The 17,145-nt window shown below is 54.8% G+C and carries 13 protein-coding genes; all 13 read left to right on the forward strand.

Features of this window, described 5'->3' with window-relative positions; all coding sequences use genetic code 11:
• Positions 1-193 precede the first annotated feature (193 nt).
• The 13 genes from purE to P40081_RS03690 all read left to right on the forward strand — a co-directional run bounded on the left by purE (position 194) and on the right by P40081_RS03690 (position 17,019).
• Positions 194-679, forward strand: a complete 486-nt coding sequence (purE, locus tag P40081_RS03625) for a 5-(carboxyamino)imidazole ribonucleotide mutase (RefSeq protein WP_042133394.1) — start codon at positions 194-196, stop codon at positions 677-679.
• A gap of 80 nt (positions 680-759) precedes the next feature.
• Positions 760-2,061 carry a 5-(carboxyamino)imidazole ribonucleotide synthase gene (locus tag P40081_RS03630; RefSeq protein ID WP_042140722.1) on the forward strand — a complete coding sequence of 434 codons (1,302 nt, stop codon included), beginning with the start codon at positions 760-762 and terminating at the stop codon, positions 2,059-2,061.
• A gap of 6 nt (positions 2,062-2,067) precedes the next feature.
• Positions 2,068-3,363 carry an adenylosuccinate lyase gene (purB, locus tag P40081_RS03635; protein WP_042133396.1) on the forward strand — a complete coding sequence of 432 codons (1,296 nt, stop codon included), beginning with the start codon at positions 2,068-2,070 and terminating at the stop codon, positions 3,361-3,363.
• 368 nt (positions 3,364-3,731) lie between these two features.
• Positions 3,732-4,622 carry a phosphoribosylaminoimidazolesuccinocarboxamide synthase gene (locus P40081_RS03640; RefSeq protein WP_042133399.1) on the forward strand — a complete coding sequence of 297 codons (891 nt, stop codon included), beginning with the start codon at positions 3,732-3,734 and terminating at the stop codon, positions 4,620-4,622.
• Positions 4,623-4,985: 363 nt separating this feature from the next.
• On the forward strand, positions 4,986-5,231 hold the full coding sequence (gene purS, locus P40081_RS03645; protein ID WP_039298247.1) for a phosphoribosylformylglycinamidine synthase subunit PurS: 246 nt from the start codon (positions 4,986-4,988) through the stop codon (positions 5,229-5,231).
• Positions 5,232-5,236: 5 nt separating this feature from the next.
• Positions 5,237-5,926, forward strand: coding sequence for a phosphoribosylformylglycinamidine synthase subunit PurQ (purQ, locus tag P40081_RS03650; RefSeq protein WP_039298250.1), 690 nt, complete (start codon positions 5,237-5,239; stop codon positions 5,924-5,926).
• The gene (gene purL, locus P40081_RS03655) at positions 5,904-8,150 is read left to right on the forward strand and encodes a phosphoribosylformylglycinamidine synthase subunit PurL (protein ID WP_042133403.1); all 2,247 of its coding nucleotides are present in this window, start codon (positions 5,904-5,906) and stop codon (positions 8,148-8,150) included. The genes purQ and purL overlap by 23 nt, the downstream gene beginning before the upstream one ends.
• A complete protein-coding gene (gene purF, locus P40081_RS03660) occupies positions 8,135-9,631 on the forward strand; it encodes an amidophosphoribosyltransferase (protein ID WP_042140723.1) in 1,497 nt (498 codons plus the stop codon). Before purL ends, purF begins: the two co-directional genes overlap by 16 nt.
• 691 nt (positions 9,632-10,322) lie before the next feature.
• Positions 10,323-11,363: a phosphoribosylformylglycinamidine cyclo-ligase gene (gene purM / locus P40081_RS03670; RefSeq protein WP_042133407.1), complete on the forward strand. Its 1,041-nt coding sequence runs from the start codon at positions 10,323-10,325 to the stop codon at positions 11,361-11,363.
• Positions 11,363-11,977 (forward strand): phosphoribosylglycinamide formyltransferase, encoded by a 615-nt coding sequence (gene purN / locus P40081_RS03675; protein ID WP_042133409.1) that lies wholly within the window; start codon positions 11,363-11,365, stop codon positions 11,975-11,977. Before purM ends, purN begins: the two co-directional genes overlap by 1 nt.
• A gap of 476 nt (positions 11,978-12,453) precedes the next feature.
• A complete protein-coding gene (purH, locus tag P40081_RS03680) occupies positions 12,454-14,001 on the forward strand; it encodes a bifunctional phosphoribosylaminoimidazolecarboxamide formyltransferase/IMP cyclohydrolase (protein ID WP_042133411.1) in 1,548 nt (515 codons plus the stop codon).
• Between the two features lie 23 nt (positions 14,002-14,024).
• Complete coding sequence (gene purD / locus P40081_RS03685) at positions 14,025-15,290, forward strand: phosphoribosylamine--glycine ligase (protein WP_042133413.1); 1,266 nt, start codon at positions 14,025-14,027, stop codon at positions 15,288-15,290.
• A 382-nt stretch (positions 15,291-15,672) separates the two neighbouring features.
• Complete coding sequence (locus P40081_RS03690) at positions 15,673-17,019, forward strand: SEC-C metal-binding domain-containing protein (RefSeq protein ID WP_144026201.1); 1,347 nt, start codon at positions 15,673-15,675, stop codon at positions 17,017-17,019.
• Positions 17,020-17,145: the final 126 nt, after the last annotated feature.

A 17,145-nucleotide genomic window follows, 5' to 3' on the forward strand; every position in this document is an offset into this window, starting at 1 on the left:
CTCTCTTAAAGGCCGGGTATCTGCAGATGCCGGAGCAGTACTCTCCTAATTCCTTAGTAGTCCGGGTCCACCCGCAGCAAAATGCGTCTGGAATCCGGGCTATTTTTTTCGGATTTATGGGAAACTAGAGGGAAATGGGACACACTTAAATCCAAGGAATATCAATAAAGGGAAACGGAAGGCTGGGTGAACAATGTCTGTGCAAGTAGGTGTCATTATGGGCAGCAAATCGGACTATGAAACTATGGAGCATGCATGTGCTGTGCTTGAGGAGCTGGGTGTGCCTTATGAGAAAAAGGTCATCTCGGCACATCGCACGCCGGATCTGATGTTCCGTTATGCCGAGGAAGCGGTGGAGCGCGGCTTGAAGGTGATTATCGCCGGAGCGGGCGGTGCGGCGCATCTGCCGGGTATGGTGGCAGCCAAAACTACGTTGCCGGTCATCGGGGTGCCTGTGCAGTCCAAGGCGTTGAACGGCCTGGACTCGCTGCTGTCGATTGTGCAGATGCCGGCTGGCATCCCGGTAGCCACGGTAGCCATTGGCCGTGCCGGAGCTACGAATGCAGGGCTGCTGGCTGCGCAGATCATCGGTGCTTTCGAGCCGGAGGTGGCGAGAAAGGTGCAGCTGCGGCGCGAGGCGATCCAGCGCGAAGTGCTGGAAAGCAGCGAGACGCTATGAGACCGGTGGAGTCGAAGACCGGAGGCTTAGAGAACTTGGAGCAGCAACGAGCAGAGCGGGATCAAGCTGGAGCTGAGAGAATGGAGCGCCGGGAGGAGGCAGCCGCTGGTGCTGTTGAAGCACCAGGGGCGGGAACGCCCCGGACGCTGCTGCCCGGCGCGACGATCGGCGTGCTCGGCGGCGGGCAGCTCGGGCGCATGATGGCGCTGTCCGGCAGCGCCATGGGGTACCGCTTCGTGGCGCTGGACCCTGCGCCGGATGCGCCCTGCGGGCAGGTTACGCCGCAGATTATTGCGGCGTACAACGACCGGGACGCGGCGCGTGAGCTGGCGCAGCGCGCGGACGTGATCACGTACGAGTTCGAGAACGTCGACGCGGGCGTAGCCGCGCTGCTGACGGAGGAATCGTACGTGCCGCAGGGCAGCGCGCTGCTGTATACGACGCAGCACCGGCTGCGCGAGAAGGTGGCCATCGAGGCGGCGGGCGTGCCCGTTGCCCCGTACCGCAAGGTCGGCAGCCTGGCGGAGCTTGAGGCCGCGGCTGCCGAGCTGGGCCTGCCCTGTGTGCTGAAGACAGCCACAGGGGGGTACGACGGCAAGGGACAAGCCGTCATCCGCCGGCCGGAAGAGCTGGCAGCAGCGTTCCGGCAGGTAGCACCGGGAGCGGCGGCTCCAGCACCGCAAGCAAGCGGGGTAGCGGCTTCGCCCGACTCGCCGGGAGCGGCTGAAGCGAAAGACGCTGCCGAGGCCAGGCCACATGCACCCGAGCTGGTGCTGGAGAAATTTATCGCCTTCCAATGCGAAATTTCGGTCATAGCCGCCCGCAGCGCGTCAGGTGAAGTCAAGAGCTTCCCGCCCGCCGAGAACATACACGTAGACAATATCCTGCATCTCTCGATTGTACCCGCCAGGGTGCCGGAGGAGATTCAGCGGCGGGCCTGCGAGCTGGCCGAGCAGATTGTGTCCGGCATGGATGCCGTTGGACTGCTGGCTGTGGAGATGTTCGTGACGGAGGACGGAGAGCTGTTCGTTAACGAGCTGGCTCCGCGCCCGCATAACTCCGGGCATTATACAATGGATGCCTGCGTAACCTCGCAGTTCGAGCAGCATGTGCGGGCGATCTGCAATCTGCCGCTGGGCGACACTACGCTGCTTACGCCTGTAGTCATGGTGAATGTGCTCGGCCAGCATCTGGAGGGCGCCATTCAGGCGGCCTGCAGTGCGGATGAAGAATCAAACCGGCTTGGGGTATCCCCTAAGCTTCATATATATGGCAAGACTGAGAGCAAGACCGGCCGCAAAATGGGCCATATCAACCTGCTCTGCAAGGACACCGGAGACGGCCTGTCCTGGGTAGAGCAAACTAACTTTTGGAGGAACTGACAAGCTATGATCGAACGTTACAGCAGACCTGAGATGCGGGCCATTTGGACCGAAGAAAATAAATTTAACGCGTGGCTGGAAGTTGAAATTTGCGCCTGTGAGGCTTGGGCCGAGCTGGGAGTGATCCCGCATGAGGATGCCGCGAAGCTGCGCAAGGACGCCAAATTCGACATCGCGCGGATCGACGAAATTGAACAGGAAACGCGTCATGATGTGATTGCTTTTACCCGTGCAGTATCGGAGAGCCTGGGTGCAGAACGCAAATGGGTGCATTACGGACTGACCTCCACGGACGTTGTCGATACGGCGCTCGGCTACCTGCTGCGTCAGGCCAACGAAATTCTGGAGCAGGATATTATCCGGTTCATTGAGATTCTTAAAGATAAAGCAGTAGCTTACAAGGATACCCCGATGATGGGCCGTACACACGGCGTACACGCTGAGCCGACGACTTTTGGACTCAAGATGGCGCTGTGGTATGAGGAAATGAAGCGTAATCTGGAGCGTTTCCGTCATGCGGCGAGCGGCGTCCAATTCGGCAAAATCTCCGGGGCTGTCGGCACCTATGCCAATATCGACCCGTTCGTTGAAGAATTTGTCTGCCGCAAGCTGGGCACCAGCCCGGCACCGATCTCCACGCAGACGCTGCAGCGTGACCGTCACGCTGAATACATGGCTGCGCTGGCACTGGTCGCCACTTCGCTGGACAAGTTCGCTACTGAAATCCGCGCTTTGCAGAAGAGTGAGATCCGCGAGGTGGAGGAAGCTTTTGCCAAAGGTCAAAAGGGTTCATCCGCTATGCCGCATAAGCGCAACCCGATCGGCTGCGAGAATATCTCCGGTCTGTCACGCGTGATCCGCGGCCATATGGTTACAGCATACGAAAACGTGCCGCTGTGGCATGAACGCGATATCTCGCATTCCTCGGTAGAGCGGATCATCCTGCCGGATGCGACCATGCTGCTGAACTATATGCTGAACCGCTTCGGCAATATCGTGAAGAACCTGACCGTGTTCCCGGACAATATGAAGCGCAACATGAACCGCACCTTCGGTGTTCCGTTCTCCGGCCGCATCCTGACGAAGCTGATCGACAAAGGCTTCAGCCGCGAGCAGGCTTACGACACCGTGCAGCCGCGTGCGATGCAGGCCTGGGAGGAACAAACCCAGTTCCGTGACATCGTTGAAGCTACACCGGAAATCACAGCCGTACTTAGTCCGGAAGAGATCGAGGATGCGTTCAATCCTTCCTGGCACCTCAAGCATGTGGACACCATCTTCCGCAAACTGGAGCTTATCTAATTAAAAAAGGTGAGTCAGTGGTGAACTGATGAGCTGGAGAAGATATGGGCGGAGCGAAGGGGAGTTGTTGTTCTGGAGCGAGTAGCTGCAGAATTGAATGGAATAGGCCAGTTAATAAGGAACGGAGAGGAATTTTGGGACTGGAAGAAGCGTCAGCGTTCGCCTTTATCCTCGGATTTCTACCGCGGTCAGCGGTTTAAATCAGGAAATCTGAGGATAACAGCGATCGGAAGTCCAAAATTTTTTGTAGTGTTACCGATTAGCTAGCCGTTCAGTTCATATCTCAAAGGCAAAGCGGAGAATGACAGCGTCCCAGGCGCTTTTAGCCCAAATATAAGCAAGATCATTTGTTCAAGGGAGGAAAGGTCATGACATCAACGGCCGTATCCACTGCCGTGGAACTCGTAAATGCACCGCTGCTCTACAAAGGTAAGGTTCGTGAGCTGTACGATTTGGGGGATGAGGTACTGATTGTCGTTACGGACCGCATTTCCGCATTTGATTACGTGCTGGACCCGGCAGTGCCGGACAAAGGCAATGTGCTTAACCGGCTTAGCGCGTTCTGGTTCGGTCAGACCAAGGAGCTTATTGAGAACCATGTGGTTCATATCGACGTGGACCGGCTCGGGGATATTGTGCGGGACCGCGAAGCGCTGAAGAACCGCATCATGGTTGTCCGCAAAGCAGAGCGGATTGATATCGAATGTGTCGTGCGCGGCTGCATTACCGGCGGCGGCTGGCGGCAGTATCAGGAGACCGGCAAAGTGAACGGCATCGAGCTCCCCAAAGGGCTGCGCAAGAATGCGGTGCTGACCGAGCCGATTTTCACACCGGCAGCAAAGAATGATGTTGGCCATGATGAGGACATTCCTTTTGAGCAGATGCAGGAGCTGATTGGCGCGGAGCTTGCACTGGAGCTGAAGGAGAAGAGCCTGAAGCTGTTCGCTTTTGCCAGAGAATATTGTAAAGACCGCGGCATCATCCTCGCTGATTGCAAATTCGAGTTCGGGTTGCTGGACGGCAAGGTCATCCTGATTGACGAGATTTTCACACCGGATGCTTCCCGCTTCTGGGCCAAGGACAAATACGCGCTGGATATCGAGATCGACAGCATGGATAAGGAACCTGTACGGACTTACCTTTCGGCATCCTCCTGGGATAAGAATAGCACGCCGGATCCGCTGCCGGTTGAAGTGGTGGAAGAGACCTCACGCCGGTACCTGGACATTTATCACCGCCTTACCGGTAAGTCCTTATAGATTATATGATACGCCTGTTCCGACCAGCAGCAGCCAACTTTTAATTGTATTCTCTGCAGTTATTTTGCCCGAAAAAGATGCCATTTGCTCTTTAACTGTATCTGATACAACTAAAATGTGTGAAATGGCCTGAAAAGCAGATTTTCAGAGAAATAGCTGTACGAAATGCAACTATAGTTGTTATCACAGAAGATATTGAGATTATAGCTGTACATTATGCAGTTAAGTTAGCTGCCCGCAGTGAAGTGAGTTGTTGCAGCTCACCGTTAGAGGTTAGCACATCGTTGTAATGTTGAGTTACGGTAAGTTTTCATTCCAGGTACCCAGTCCAGCTCATTAAATTTTAGGAGGAACTACAAGCGTATGTTAAAAGCGACAGTCTACGTCACCATCAAGAAAAGCGTGCTCGATCCCCAAGGTGTAGCCGTGCAAGGGGCGCTGCATTCCGTAGGTTTTCAGGAAGTTGAAAGTCTGCGTATCGGCAAATATATGGAGCTGACCCTCGATACCGACAACCGCGCTGAAGCGGAAGGACGCCTCAAGGATATGTGCGAGAAGCTGCTGGCCAACACGGTGATCGAGGATTACCGCTACGAATTGGAGGACTAAAAGTCATGAAATTTGCTGTACTTGTCTTTCCAGGCTCCAATTGTGACATTGACTGCTACAAAGCAGTAGAAGACAGCCTCGGCGAACCTGTAGATTATGTGTGGCATACGGCGACAGATCTGTCGGCTTATGACTGCATTCTCGTGCCGGGCGGCTTCTCTTATGGTGACTATCTGCGCTGCGGCGCGATTTCCCGGTTCGCTCCGGTGATGGCTGAAGTGGCCAAAGCGGCGGAACAGGGCAAATTCGTGCTCGGCATCTGCAACGGGTTCCAAATCCTGACCGAAGCCGGCCTCTTGCCAGGCGCTCTGCGCCGCAACATGTCGATGAAGTTCCGCTGTCATGACACGGTGCTTAAGGTAGTGAATAACACAACTCCGTTTACGATCGACTATGCGCAGGATGAAGAAATCGTTATTCCGATTGCGCATGGCGAAGGCAATTACTATTGTGATGAAGAGACGCTGGCTGAGCTTAAAGCTAATAATCAAATCGTATTCACTTACAGCGACAACCCGAACGGTTCAGTCGCCGATATCGCCGGAGTCAGCAATGTAGCGGGCAATGTGGTTGGTATGATGCCTCACCCGGAACGTGCAGCGAACAGCCTGCTTGGTTCGGAAGACGGCAAACGGATGTTCACATCCATTCTTACATCGTGGAGGGATCGTTATGACGCAGCAAGTATCCGCTAAGGAGCCGACCGCAGAGCAGATCGCGGAGCAGAAAATCTACAGTCAGTTCGGTGTATCGGACAGCGAATATGAGCTCATTACTTCCTTCATGGGACGTAAGCCTAACTATACAGAAATCGGTGTATTCAGCGTGATGTGGTCTGAGCACTGTGCCTATAAGAACTCGAAGCCGCTGCTCAGCCGTTTCCCGACAAGCGGACCGAAGGTGCTGATGGGACCGGGCGAAGGCGCAGGGATTGTTGATATCGGAGACAACCAGGCGGTTGTTTTCAAAATCGAGAGTCACAACCATCCATCGGCAGTTGAGCCTTATCAGGGCGCGGCGACCGGGGTGGGCGGGATTATCCGCGATATTTTCTCCATGGGTGCAAGACCGGTGGCGCTGCTGAATTCCCTGCGTTTCGGGAAGCTTGAGAGCGACCGGGTAAAATATCTGTTCGAGCATGTTGTGTCCGGGATCGCAGGCTATGGCAACTGTATCGGCATCCCGACCGTCGGCGGGGAGATCATGTTCGATGACAGCTATGACGGTAATCCGCTGGTTAATGCGATGTGCGTGGGCCTGATAGATCACGATAAAATCCAGCGCGGTGTCGCCAAAGGGGTAGGTAATCCCGTATTCTACGTGGGTCCTCCAACAGGCCGTGACGGCATTCATGGTGCGACCTTCGCCTCGGTTGAGCTTAGTGAAGAGTCAGAAGCGAAGCGGACGGCGGTTCAGGTTGGCGATCCGTTCATGGAGAAGCTGGTTATGGAATCCTGCCTGGAGCTGATCGACAGCGGTATCGTCCTTGGTATTCAGGATATGGGTGCAGCCGGACTCACCTGCTCCAGTGCTGAAATGGCGAGCAAAGCGGGCAACGGCCTGGAGCTGTATCTGGATCAGGTGCCGCAGCGCGAAGACGGCATGACGCCTTATGAAATGATGCTCTCCGAATCCCAGGAGCGGATGCTGTTCGTGGTTGAGCCTAAGGATGAAGCACAGGCACAGGAAATCTTCGACCGCTGGGGCGTGATTTGCCGCAAAGTGGGTAAGGTAACGGATGACGGCCGCCTGAAGCTGTTCCATCACGGTGAAGTGGTCGGCGACATGCCGGTAACAGCTCTGGTTGATGAATGTCCGATTTATAACAAACCATCGGCAGTTCCTGCTTACTATGAGGAGAATGCCGCGGTGGATACGCTTCGCTATGATGAAGTAACCGATCTGGGCGGCGCCTTGCGAACCGTACTGGGATCACCTACAGTAGCCAGCAAAGCATGGGTATATAACCAATATGATTATATGGTGCGGACCAGCACGGCCGTTCGTCCGGGTTCCGATGCAGCAGTAGTAACGATCCACGGCACACGCAAAGCTCTGGCGATGACTACGGACTGTAACGGACGTTATGTCTATCTCGATCCTGAAGTGGGCGGGCGGATTGCCGTCAGCGAAGCAGCACGTAACATTGTCTGCTCCGGTGCCCAGCCGCTGGCGATTACGGATAACCTGAATTTCGGCAGTCCGGAGAAGCCGGAAATCTTCTGGCAGATGGAACGTGCGGTAGACGGTATGGCTGAAGCCTGCCGTGTGCTTGATACCCCTGTAATTGGCGGTAACGTCAGTCTCTACAATGAAAATGCTTCAGGAGCTATCTATCCGACACCGGTTGTCGGCATGGTGGGTCTTGTAGAAGATACCGATCATATTACAACTCAGGCCTTCAAGCAGGAAGGCGATTCGATTCTGCTGCTCGGTGTTACGAAGGCAGAGCTAGGCGGCAGTGAATTCCAGTATGCTGTTCACGGCGTGACTGAAGGACGTCCGCCAGAACTCGATCTGGCAACGGAACGCAAGCTGCTGGATGCCGTACTTGCTGCGATCCGCAGCGGGCTGGTCCGCTCGGCGCATGACCTATCCGAAGGCGGCCTGGCCGGAGCGCTTGCAGAAAGCTGTATCAGCGGCAAAACCGGAGCAAATATTGAGCTGTCCGCTGGCGGATTGCGTCCAGATGTGGCGCTGTTCAGCGAGAGCCAATCCCGGATTATCCTGACTTCTGCGCCTGACCGTGCGGAAGAACTGAAAGCGGCGGTTGCCGCATACGGCGTACCTGTAGAGATTATTGGAACCGTCGGCGGAGACCGCCTGCGTGTTGCTCTGGACGGCGCGGCTGCACTGGATGAAGCAGTTACTGAACTCAAGACCATTTGGGAGGATGCTATTCCATGTCTTATGAAATAAAGACCGGGAAAGAGCAGGAAGCCCCTATCCTGTGGACCGGCGACTTTTACAACGAAGGAACGGGCTCGGGAGATATTTTTGACACGTTAAAAGAAGAATGCGGCGTCTTCGGGGTCTTCGGACACCCGGAAGCCGCTTCCATGTCCTATTACGGCCTGCATGCCCTGCAGCACCGCGGGGAAGAGAGCGCGGGCATCTGCGTAGCGGATGGACGGGACTTCAACTACCACCGCGGCATGGGCCTGGTGAAGGAAGTCTTCGACAAAGACAAGATCGCTTCGCTGATCGGAGATATGTCTATCGGACATGTGCGTTATTCGACCAGCGGAGACAGCCGGCTGACCAATGCGCAGCCGCTGGTCTTCAAATACCGTGACGGTGATCTCGCGATTGCCACGAACGGCAATATCGTGAATGAACCTCTGATCCGTAAGCAGCTGGAGCAGGGCGGCTCGATCTTCCAGACCACCAGCGACACTGAGGTGCTGGCGCATCTGATCGCGCGTTCACAGAAGGATTTTGTCGAAGCCACGAAGGATGCCCTGGCCCAGCTGGTTGGTGGTTTCGCCTTCCTGCTGATGACAAACGACAAGCTGATTGTTGCTTCTGACCCGCATGGCTTGCGTCCCTTAGTGATGGGCCGGCTGGGCGAAGCTTATGTCTTCGCTTCCGAATCCTGTGCACTCGAAGTCATCGGCGCTAAGCTGGTACGCGATATTGAGCCGGGTGAGCTGCTCGTGCTGGATAAGGATGGTTTCCGGGAGGACCGCTTCGCGGAGCCTAAACGCAAAGCGCTGTGCGCGATGGAATACATCTACTTCGCACGGCCGGACAGCGATCTGAACGGCTCCAACCTGCACTCCGCCCGCAAGCGGATGGGCAGCCGGATGGCGCTCGAAGCCTTCGTGGATGCCGATATCGTAACCGGCGTGCCGGATTCCAGTATCTCCGCAGCCATCGGCTACGCTGAGCAGACTGGCATCCCGTACGAGCTTGGACTGATCAAGAACAAGTATACCGGCCGGACCTTTATCCAGCCGAGCCAGGAGCTGCGTGAGCAAGGCGTGAAGATGAAGCTCAGCGCGGTGCGACGTGTCGTGGAAGGCCAGCGTGTAGTCATGATCGACGATTCCATCGTGCGCGGCACGACCTCGCGCCGGATCGTTAATCTGCTGCGCGAGGCCGGAGCGGCTGAGGTTCACGTGCGGATCACCTCGCCGCCGTTCAAGAATCCCTGCTTCTATGGCATCGATACCCCGGACCGCCGCGAGCTGATCGCCTCTTATAAGACAATCGCCGAGATGTGCGAGGAGATCAATGCGGACTCGCTTGCGTTCCTTTCACCAGAGGGACTCATCCAGTCCATCGGCGGCTATAATAGTGACGATTACAAAGGCGGACTATGCCTGTCCTGCTTCGATAATGATTACCCGACACAGGTTGATTTCGGCGGGGAAGAGAAGGACGGATGCAGTTGTTAAAAGGGTGCCCATCCCCCTAAGTCCCCCTTGCGAAGGGGGATTCCGGAGGGCGCTGCCCTCCGGCCACCCGAAAGTTTGGTGGTAGGAGTTTGCTCTAAACTTGCTAAGAGGGCGTGGGTGCGGGTGCCCGCTTTGTCCCTGTGTGCTGCGCACGGCCGGGACACGCTTTACGGCGCTGCGCGCCCTGGCGGCATGCTGTCCGCCGGGCTTGGCTCCAGAACCTGCCCTGTTTGCTGCCGCAAATCCGGAGGTTCTGTCGCCTAAAGGATGCGCACGAGCTTCGCCCCGTGCGCTAGAGGCTCCCGCCCCCGTCCTGTTTGCTAACGCAAAGTCGGGGGGCCGGTCGCCTAAAGGGCACGCACGGCTTCGCCCCGTGCGCTTGGAGGCGCTGGGCTTCGCCCACAGCGCCGAAACAGTGCTGCTGTGCAAGGCGCGAAATTTCGGCTTGCGGCACGGGTTTGACCCCGGTGGTTGGAGTCATGAAGAGGAATTTTGGAACTGTAGGAGCGTCAGCGTTCGCCTTTATATTTGGATTTCTACCGCGGACAGCGGTTCAAATCAAGGAAATCCAAATATAACAGCGGCCGGAAGTCCAAACATTCTTCGTAATGACGACTATAACCACCAAAAGATTCAAATCCCTGCCGCCCCGAACCCGCGCTCTAAACTAACTTAAATGAGGTGTCCAAAAGTGTCGGAAGCTTATAAAAACGCCGGAGTGGATATTGCGGCTGGCAATGAAGCGGTAGAACGCATGAAGAAGCATGTGAAGCGCACCTACCGTCCTGAAGTGATGACGGAGCTGGGCGGATTCGGCGCACTGTTTGGCCTGAATAAGGACAAATATGAAGAGCCTGTTCTCGTATCAGGAACGGACGGCGTGGGCACGAAGCTCAAAATCGCGTTCGCAGCGGACCGCCACGACACGATTGGCATCGATGCTGTAGCCATGTGTGTGAATGACATCGTAGTACAGGGCGCAGAGCCGCTGTTCTTCCTCGACTATCTGGCCTGCGACAAGGTAGTGCCGGAGAAGATCGAGGCGATTGTCGCCGGAATCGCCGAAGGCTGCCATCAGGCAGGCTGCGCATTAATTGGCGGCGAAACGGCCGAGATGCCGGGGATGTATTCGGCCGGCGAGTACGATATCGCCGGATTTACGGTAGGCGTTGCCGACAAGGCGAAGCTCGTAACCGGCGCGGACATTGCTCCGGGAGACACGGTGATCGGCCTTGCTTCCAGCGGTATCCACAGCAACGGGTTCTCGCTCGTGCGCAAACTTTTGCTGGAGGAAGACGGCTACGGACTGAATGAAGTAGTGCCTGAACTGGGCGCTCCGCTCGTGGATGTGCTGCTGGCTCCAACCAAAATCTATGTGAAGCCGCTGTTGTCGCTGCTGGAACAGCTTCCGGTTAAAGGCATGGCTCACATTACCGGAGGCGGGTTCATCGAGAATATCCCGCGCGTGCTGCCTGAGAATGTAAACGTAGAGATTAACTACGGCTCTTGGCCGATTCAGCCGGTCTTCGGCTTGATGCAGAGCAAAGGCAATGTAAGCAACCGCGATATGTTCACCACATTTAACATGGGCATCGGTCTTGTGCTGGTAGTAGCTGAAGCGGACGGAGCGCGCGCGCTGGAGCTGCTGAAGGCCAGCGGGGAAGAAGCTTATCTTATCGGGACTGTAACGGAAGGCGAACGCAAGGTAACCTTTACAGGAGCTGAAGTCTGATGGAGTGGAGCCGGATCGCTGTATTTGCTTCGGGGCAGGGCAGCAATTTCGCCGCACTGGTCCAGGCGCAGCAGGAGGGGAAGCTCGGCGGAGGCAGCATAGAGCTGCTGGTCTCAGACAAGCCGGAAGCGCCTGTGGCACAGCGGGCGGAGGAAGCGGGAATTCCCGCCCTCCTGCTGCGGCCGAAGGACTTCGCGGGCCGTGAACTGTACGAGGCAGCAATTGTTGCTGAGCTTCAGCGCCGGGACATCGGGCTGATCGTGTTGGCCGGGTATATGCGGCTGATCTCACCGGTGCTGCTTGAGCCTTATGCGGGACGGATCATCAACATCCATCCGTCGCTTTTGCCGGCCTTTGCAGGTAAGGATGCGATTGGCCAGGCGCTGGATTATGGCGTGAAGCTGACGGGAGTTACGGTGCATTTTGTCGACGGAGGCATGGATACCGGACCGGTTATTGCTCAGCGCAGCGTTGAGGTGAACCCGGGAGATACCGCTGAATCATTGGCAGAACGGATCCATCAGGTAGAGTACGGGCTGTATCCCGAAGTGGTGGCAGCTTTGGCAGCCGGCAGAGTGGATCTGAACGGAAGAATAACGACAATTGGCGAATAATAGCAGAAGCCATATCAGCCGGATCTGACAAACAAAAAAATGTATTTCAGGCAGGTGCGGCTGATTCTGATATTTCTCGGGAAATATTGCACAAAGTCTGCAAGATGTCGGATTGGCTGACTGGGCAGTTTGAAATTGCCGGAATTACGGGTTTGCTGACATGCCGGTTGCTGTCGATACAGCAATTGAATTCACTCCACTTAATTTGTCTGAATACCAGTGATCGCAGAACGTAATTGGATAAAGTACAACTAATTCTGGCGTTTGTAGGCTCTAAGGCGCATATGGCATCATTTAGATGGACAATTTCCAACTACCTTTCTATCTGGCTGATAACAAGCCGAAATTAAATGACTTAAATCCACTTATTTTATAAACATTATAAACTCAAGTATAAGCATGGGCTAACCGGCAATGATCCTGCGATCATAGGCCACAACCTAATCTAGCGTGAATCCAGAGGAGGACTATTCAAAGTGAGTATCAAAAGAGCGCTGGTCAGCGTATCGGACAAACAGGGCATCGTGGATTTTTGCCGCGAGTTGTCTGCACTAGGCGTAGAAATTATCTCCACAGGCGGCACCAGCACACTTCTGGCTAAAGAAGGCGTTCCGGTCATCGGGATTTCCGATGTGACGGGCTTTCCCGAAATTATGGATGGACGCGTCAAAACGCTGCATCCTGCTGTACACAGCGGCCTCCTTGCGGTTCGTGATAACGAAGAGCATACACGGCAGATGACCGAGCTTGGACTCGACTACATCGACCTCGTAGTGGTGAATCTGTATCCGTTCGCGGAGACCATTGCCAAGCCGGATGTATCGTATGAGGAAGCTATCGAAAATATCGATATCGGCGGACCTACGATGCTGCGTTCGGCGTCGAAGAACCACGCCTTTGTCAGTGTGGTAGTGGACGCGGCAGATTATGCTACAGTGCTTGAGGAAGTTCGTGCGGGTGGAGATACCACCCTTGCAACCCGCAAACGTCTTGCGGCCAAAGTCTTCCGCCATACGGCGGCTTACGATGCCCTGATTGCCGATTATCTGGCGAATGTAACCGGTGAACCGCTGCCGGAGCGCTATACTGTCACTTATGAGAAAATCCAGGATCTGCGTTACGGGGAGAACCCGCATCAGAAGGCTGCTTTCTACCGCAAGCCGCTGGCTGCGCAGGATACACTCACCGCTGCCGAGCAGCTGCACGGCAAGGAGCTGTCCTACAACAATATTAACGATGCTAATGCGGCTCTGCAGATTGTAAAAGAGTTCGAAGAACCGGCTGTAGTGGCTGTTAAGCATATGAATCCTTGCGGCGTAGGCGTGGGGGCGAGTGTATATGAGGCTTATCAAAAAGCTTACAATGCCGATCCAACCTCCATCTTCGGCGGAATTGTTGCGGCGAACCGGATTATCGATGAGGATACGGCTAATATGCTGAAGGATATTTTCCTAGAGATCGTTCTGGCTCCGGGCTTCACGGATGAAGCGCTGGAGATCCTGACGAAGAAAAAGAATATCCGCCTGCTCAAGCTTGGTAACCTCAGCACGGCAGCTTCCCGCAAAACCAGCTTTGTCGTAACCTCCATTGAAGGCGGAATGGTTGTGCAGGAAAGTGACGTTCATTCCGTGAATCCGGAGGAGCTGCAGGTCGTAACCGACCGCAAGCCAACGGAAGAAGAACTGAAGCAGCTGCTGTTCAGCTGGAAGGTGGTTAAGCATGTGAAGTCGAACGCGATCGTGCTGGCGGCTGATAATATGACCGTAGGCGTAGGTGCCGGACAGATGAACCGTGTCGGCGCGGCCAAGATTGCGATTGAGCAGGCCGGAGAGAAATCCAAAGGCTCCGTACTGGCGTCAGATGCCTTCTTCCCGATGGGCGACACCCTGGAGATGGCTGCCAAGGCTGGTATTACGGCGGTTATCCAGCCGGGCGGATCAATTAAGGACGAGGAATCCATTAAGGTTGCTAATGAATACGGCATTGCCATGGTCTTTACCGGCGTTCGCCACTTCAAACACTAGAACGCTGGGAGGGTAACATACTTATGGATATTTTAGTGGTCGGCGGCGGCGGCCGGGAGCATGCGATCATCTGGAGCTTAACCCGCAGTCCCAAGGCCGGTAAAATCTACTGTGCACCCGGCAACGCCGGGATTGCGCAGTTTGCCGAATGTGTGCCGATCGGCGTATTCGAGTTCGATAAGCTGACCGCGTTTGCCAAGGAACGGGAGATCGGGCTGGTCGTCATCGGACCGGATGATCCGCTGGCAGCGGGGATCGTCGATGCATTTGAAGCGAAGGATATTCCTGTATTCGGCCCACGGAAGAATGCGGCGGAAATCGAGGGCAGCAAGACCTTCATGAAGGATCTGCTGCATAAGTACAGCATTCCGACAGCGGCGTATGAGAAGTTCAGTGATTATGGGACTGCACTTTCCTATCTGCGTACTCAGGAGCTGCCGATTGTAATCAAGGCGGACGGATTGGCCGCAGGCAAAGGTGTGACCGTGGCGTATTCCCTTGAGGAAGCGGAGGCGGCTCTGCAGGATATCATGGTGGCTAAGGTGTTCGGTGAAGCCGGCGCACAGGTCGTGATTGAGGAGTTTCTGGCCGGGCAGGAAATGTCGATTCTGGCCTTTGTGGATGGCGAAACAGTGCGGCCGATGGCGGCTGCACAGGACCATAAGCCGGTATTCGACGGCGATAAAGGACCTAATACGGGAGGCATGGGGACATACTCCCCGCTTCCGCATATCGATGAGGCTATTATCCGCGAAGCAGTGGAGACCATCATCGAGCCGACAGCCAAAGCCATGGTGGCTGAGGGGCGCCCCTTCAGCGGCGTACTGTTCGCAGGGCTCATGATCTCGCCGGACGGCAGACCGAAGACGATAGAATTCAATGCCCGCTTCGGTGATCCCGAGACGCAGGTTGTTCTTCCCCGGCTACAAAGCGACTTGCTGGAGATCTTTCTGGCTGTTACAGAAGGCAGGCTGGCGGATATTCAGATTGAATGGAGCGATGAGGCCGCAGTCTGCGTGGTCCTGGCTTCGGAAGGTTATCCCGGTCCGTATCCGAAGGGTGTGCCGATCAGCGGACTGGAGGAGAACGGTACAAGTCTGGTCTTCCATGCGGGAACTGCACGCGGTGAGGATGGCAGCTGGGTAACCAGCGGCGGCCGGGTGCTTGGAGTTGTAGGCATGGGTCCTACGATTGCTGAAGCGCGTGCAGCAGCATATGCCAGTGCCGGAAAGATCACCTTCCCGGGCAAACAGTGCCGTAGTGACATCGCTATGAAGGCTCTGATCTGAGGATAAAGCACTGTATTTCAGCCAGATAAGAGTGCCTATGCTTTGGGGCCAATGCAAATTACCCGTATACTCATCGAAGCTAAAGCCCCACTTTGCGGGGTTAGTTTATGCTATTAGTCCCAAAAAAAGGACTGACAAGTAGTAGGAGAAGTGCTATAATACAACTCGTACGGGGGAAAATGTGCGGATATATACAGATAAAGGGTCTTTCCTTTCATGGAAAGGCCTTTTTTAAAATTTAGGGATTTATATTTTTGAACTGTCCTTAACAGGATGGGCAAGCCGTTTCCACTTGCTGAATGTTCAGGGGATATAGAAAGCCCCATGCCGGGAAATGATACTTAAATAATAAGTACAATAACAGCGATGCCGTTTTTTACGGATGCTTAGTTACAGATTTAAGGGGGAATTGTTTTTGAGTAAGGTCGGAAGAAATGACTTATGCCCATGCGGAAGCGGGAAAAAATATAAGAAGTGCTGCTTGGATAAAGAAACGTCAGCGGTCGAATCCATACTGCGGCTGGTAACGACGGAGGATGCGGCAGCACAAGAGGCTGTATTCAGCGAATCCGTACAGGAACAGTCAGCAGCGGAGGCCGCGGTACGTACCGAGAGTAAGCTTACACTGCCCAAGCTGAAAAAGATGGTCGCACGCGAACTGAAATGGGAGCATCCGGCCCATGAACAGCTGGCGTTGCAGCTCATTGAGAGCATGAGAAATCAATACGACCGGGAACTGATTCTGGAAGCCCTGGTGCTGTGGAATGGCTTCTCCCGGCAGACCAAACCTGCGGTGAAGAAAGCCGGCTCGTTCTGCGCGGCCATCGAATATCTGCTGTCAGAGGAATACGGCTTCATGCTGTCGCAGACGGAGCTTGCCGATAAATACGAAGTTACGGCGGCCACCATCTCCCGTAAAGTCAAAGAATTATATAATTATGTCGAAGAATACGGAATGGGCGGAGAAGCTGATGAGCTGATCACGCTGAATGGTCCGGGTACTCCCCAGGAGAAGGCGCAAGCCCTTCTGTACAAAGCGGTGGAGGCCACTTCTGCGAAACGCCGTGTTCAGCTGGCGGAGACGGCACTGGAGATTTATCCGGACAGTCCGGATGCCTATCTTATCCTGGCCGAGGAATCGGAGAATGAGCATGAGGCGCGTAAATTCCTCAAAGCGGGAATTGCTGCAGGCAGACGTGAACTGGGCGAGCTTTATTTTACCAAGAACAAAGGGTATTTCTGGGGGCTTACGGAGACCCGCCCTTATATCCGTATCTGCCAAAGCTATGCGGAATCCTGCTGGTTTGGCGGGAAGGCCGAGGAAGCAGCGGAGATTCTGGAGCATATTCTCGAGCTTAACCCGGATGACAATACCGGTGCACGCTATCTTTTGACCGCTGTCTACTTGTACAGCAACCAGTTGAAGGAAGCGGAGCGGGTGATCAAGAACTACGGGGAAGACGATGCCGCAGCGGCTTTTGCCTATGACCGGATTGTACTGGAGTTCAAGAAGAACGGAATTACCTCACAGCTCAAAATGCTGTACCGTGTTGCGCGCGGGGTGAACAAGCATGTGCCTGATTATCTGCTGGGTGTGAAGCGGCTGCCGCATAATCTCCCGGATTTTGTCGGAATGGGCGATTCCAATGAAGCCATTGAATATGTCATTATGCATTCGCGTTTGTGGGCAAGCATGCCGGATCTGCTCAAATGGATGCTGAAACAATAGAATATAGATGATCTATATTATGATCTGAACATGAAATTTCTGACACAGTCCTCCGGGGCTGTGTTTTTTTGTATAATAATCCTTGCCAATTTAGTCTAATTAGACTAAATTATGTGATGTGGTCTA

It is taken from the genome of Paenibacillus sp. FSL P4-0081, from assembly GCF_000758565.1.
Lineage (GTDB): Bacteria > Bacillota > Bacilli > Paenibacillales > Paenibacillaceae > Paenibacillus_AQ > Paenibacillus_AQ phytohabitans.

Excerpts from the sequence above, each read along its gene's own strand:
- purF (WP_042140723.1), top strand. The coding sequence starts at position 8,135 with ATGTCTTATGAAATAAAGACCGGGAAAGAGCAGGAAGCCCCTATCCTG.
- purE (WP_042133394.1), top strand. The coding sequence starts at position 194 with ATGTCTGTGCAAGTAGGTGTCATTATGGGCAGCAAATCGGACTATGAA.
- purD (WP_042133413.1), top strand. The coding sequence starts at position 14,025 with ATGGATATTTTAGTGGTCGGCGGCGGCGGCCGGGAGCATGCGATCATC.
- P40081_RS03690 (WP_144026201.1), top strand. The coding sequence starts at position 15,673 with ATGCTTAGTTACAGATTTAAGGGGGAATTGTTTTTGAGTAAGGTCGGA.
- purB (WP_042133396.1), top strand. The coding sequence starts at position 2,068 with ATGATCGAACGTTACAGCAGACCTGAGATGCGGGCCATTTGGACCGAA.
- P40081_RS03630 (WP_042140722.1), top strand. The coding sequence starts at position 760 with ATGGAGCGCCGGGAGGAGGCAGCCGCTGGTGCTGTTGAAGCACCAGGG.
- P40081_RS03640 (WP_042133399.1), top strand. The coding sequence starts at position 3,732 with ATGACATCAACGGCCGTATCCACTGCCGTGGAACTCGTAAATGCACCG.
- purS (WP_039298247.1), top strand. The coding sequence starts at position 4,986 with ATGTTAAAAGCGACAGTCTACGTCACCATCAAGAAAAGCGTGCTCGAT.
- purL (WP_042133403.1), top strand. The coding sequence starts at position 5,904 with ATGACGCAGCAAGTATCCGCTAAGGAGCCGACCGCAGAGCAGATCGCG.
- purN (WP_042133409.1), top strand. The coding sequence starts at position 11,363 with ATGGAGTGGAGCCGGATCGCTGTATTTGCTTCGGGGCAGGGCAGCAAT.
- purQ (WP_039298250.1), top strand. The coding sequence starts at position 5,237 with ATGAAATTTGCTGTACTTGTCTTTCCAGGCTCCAATTGTGACATTGAC.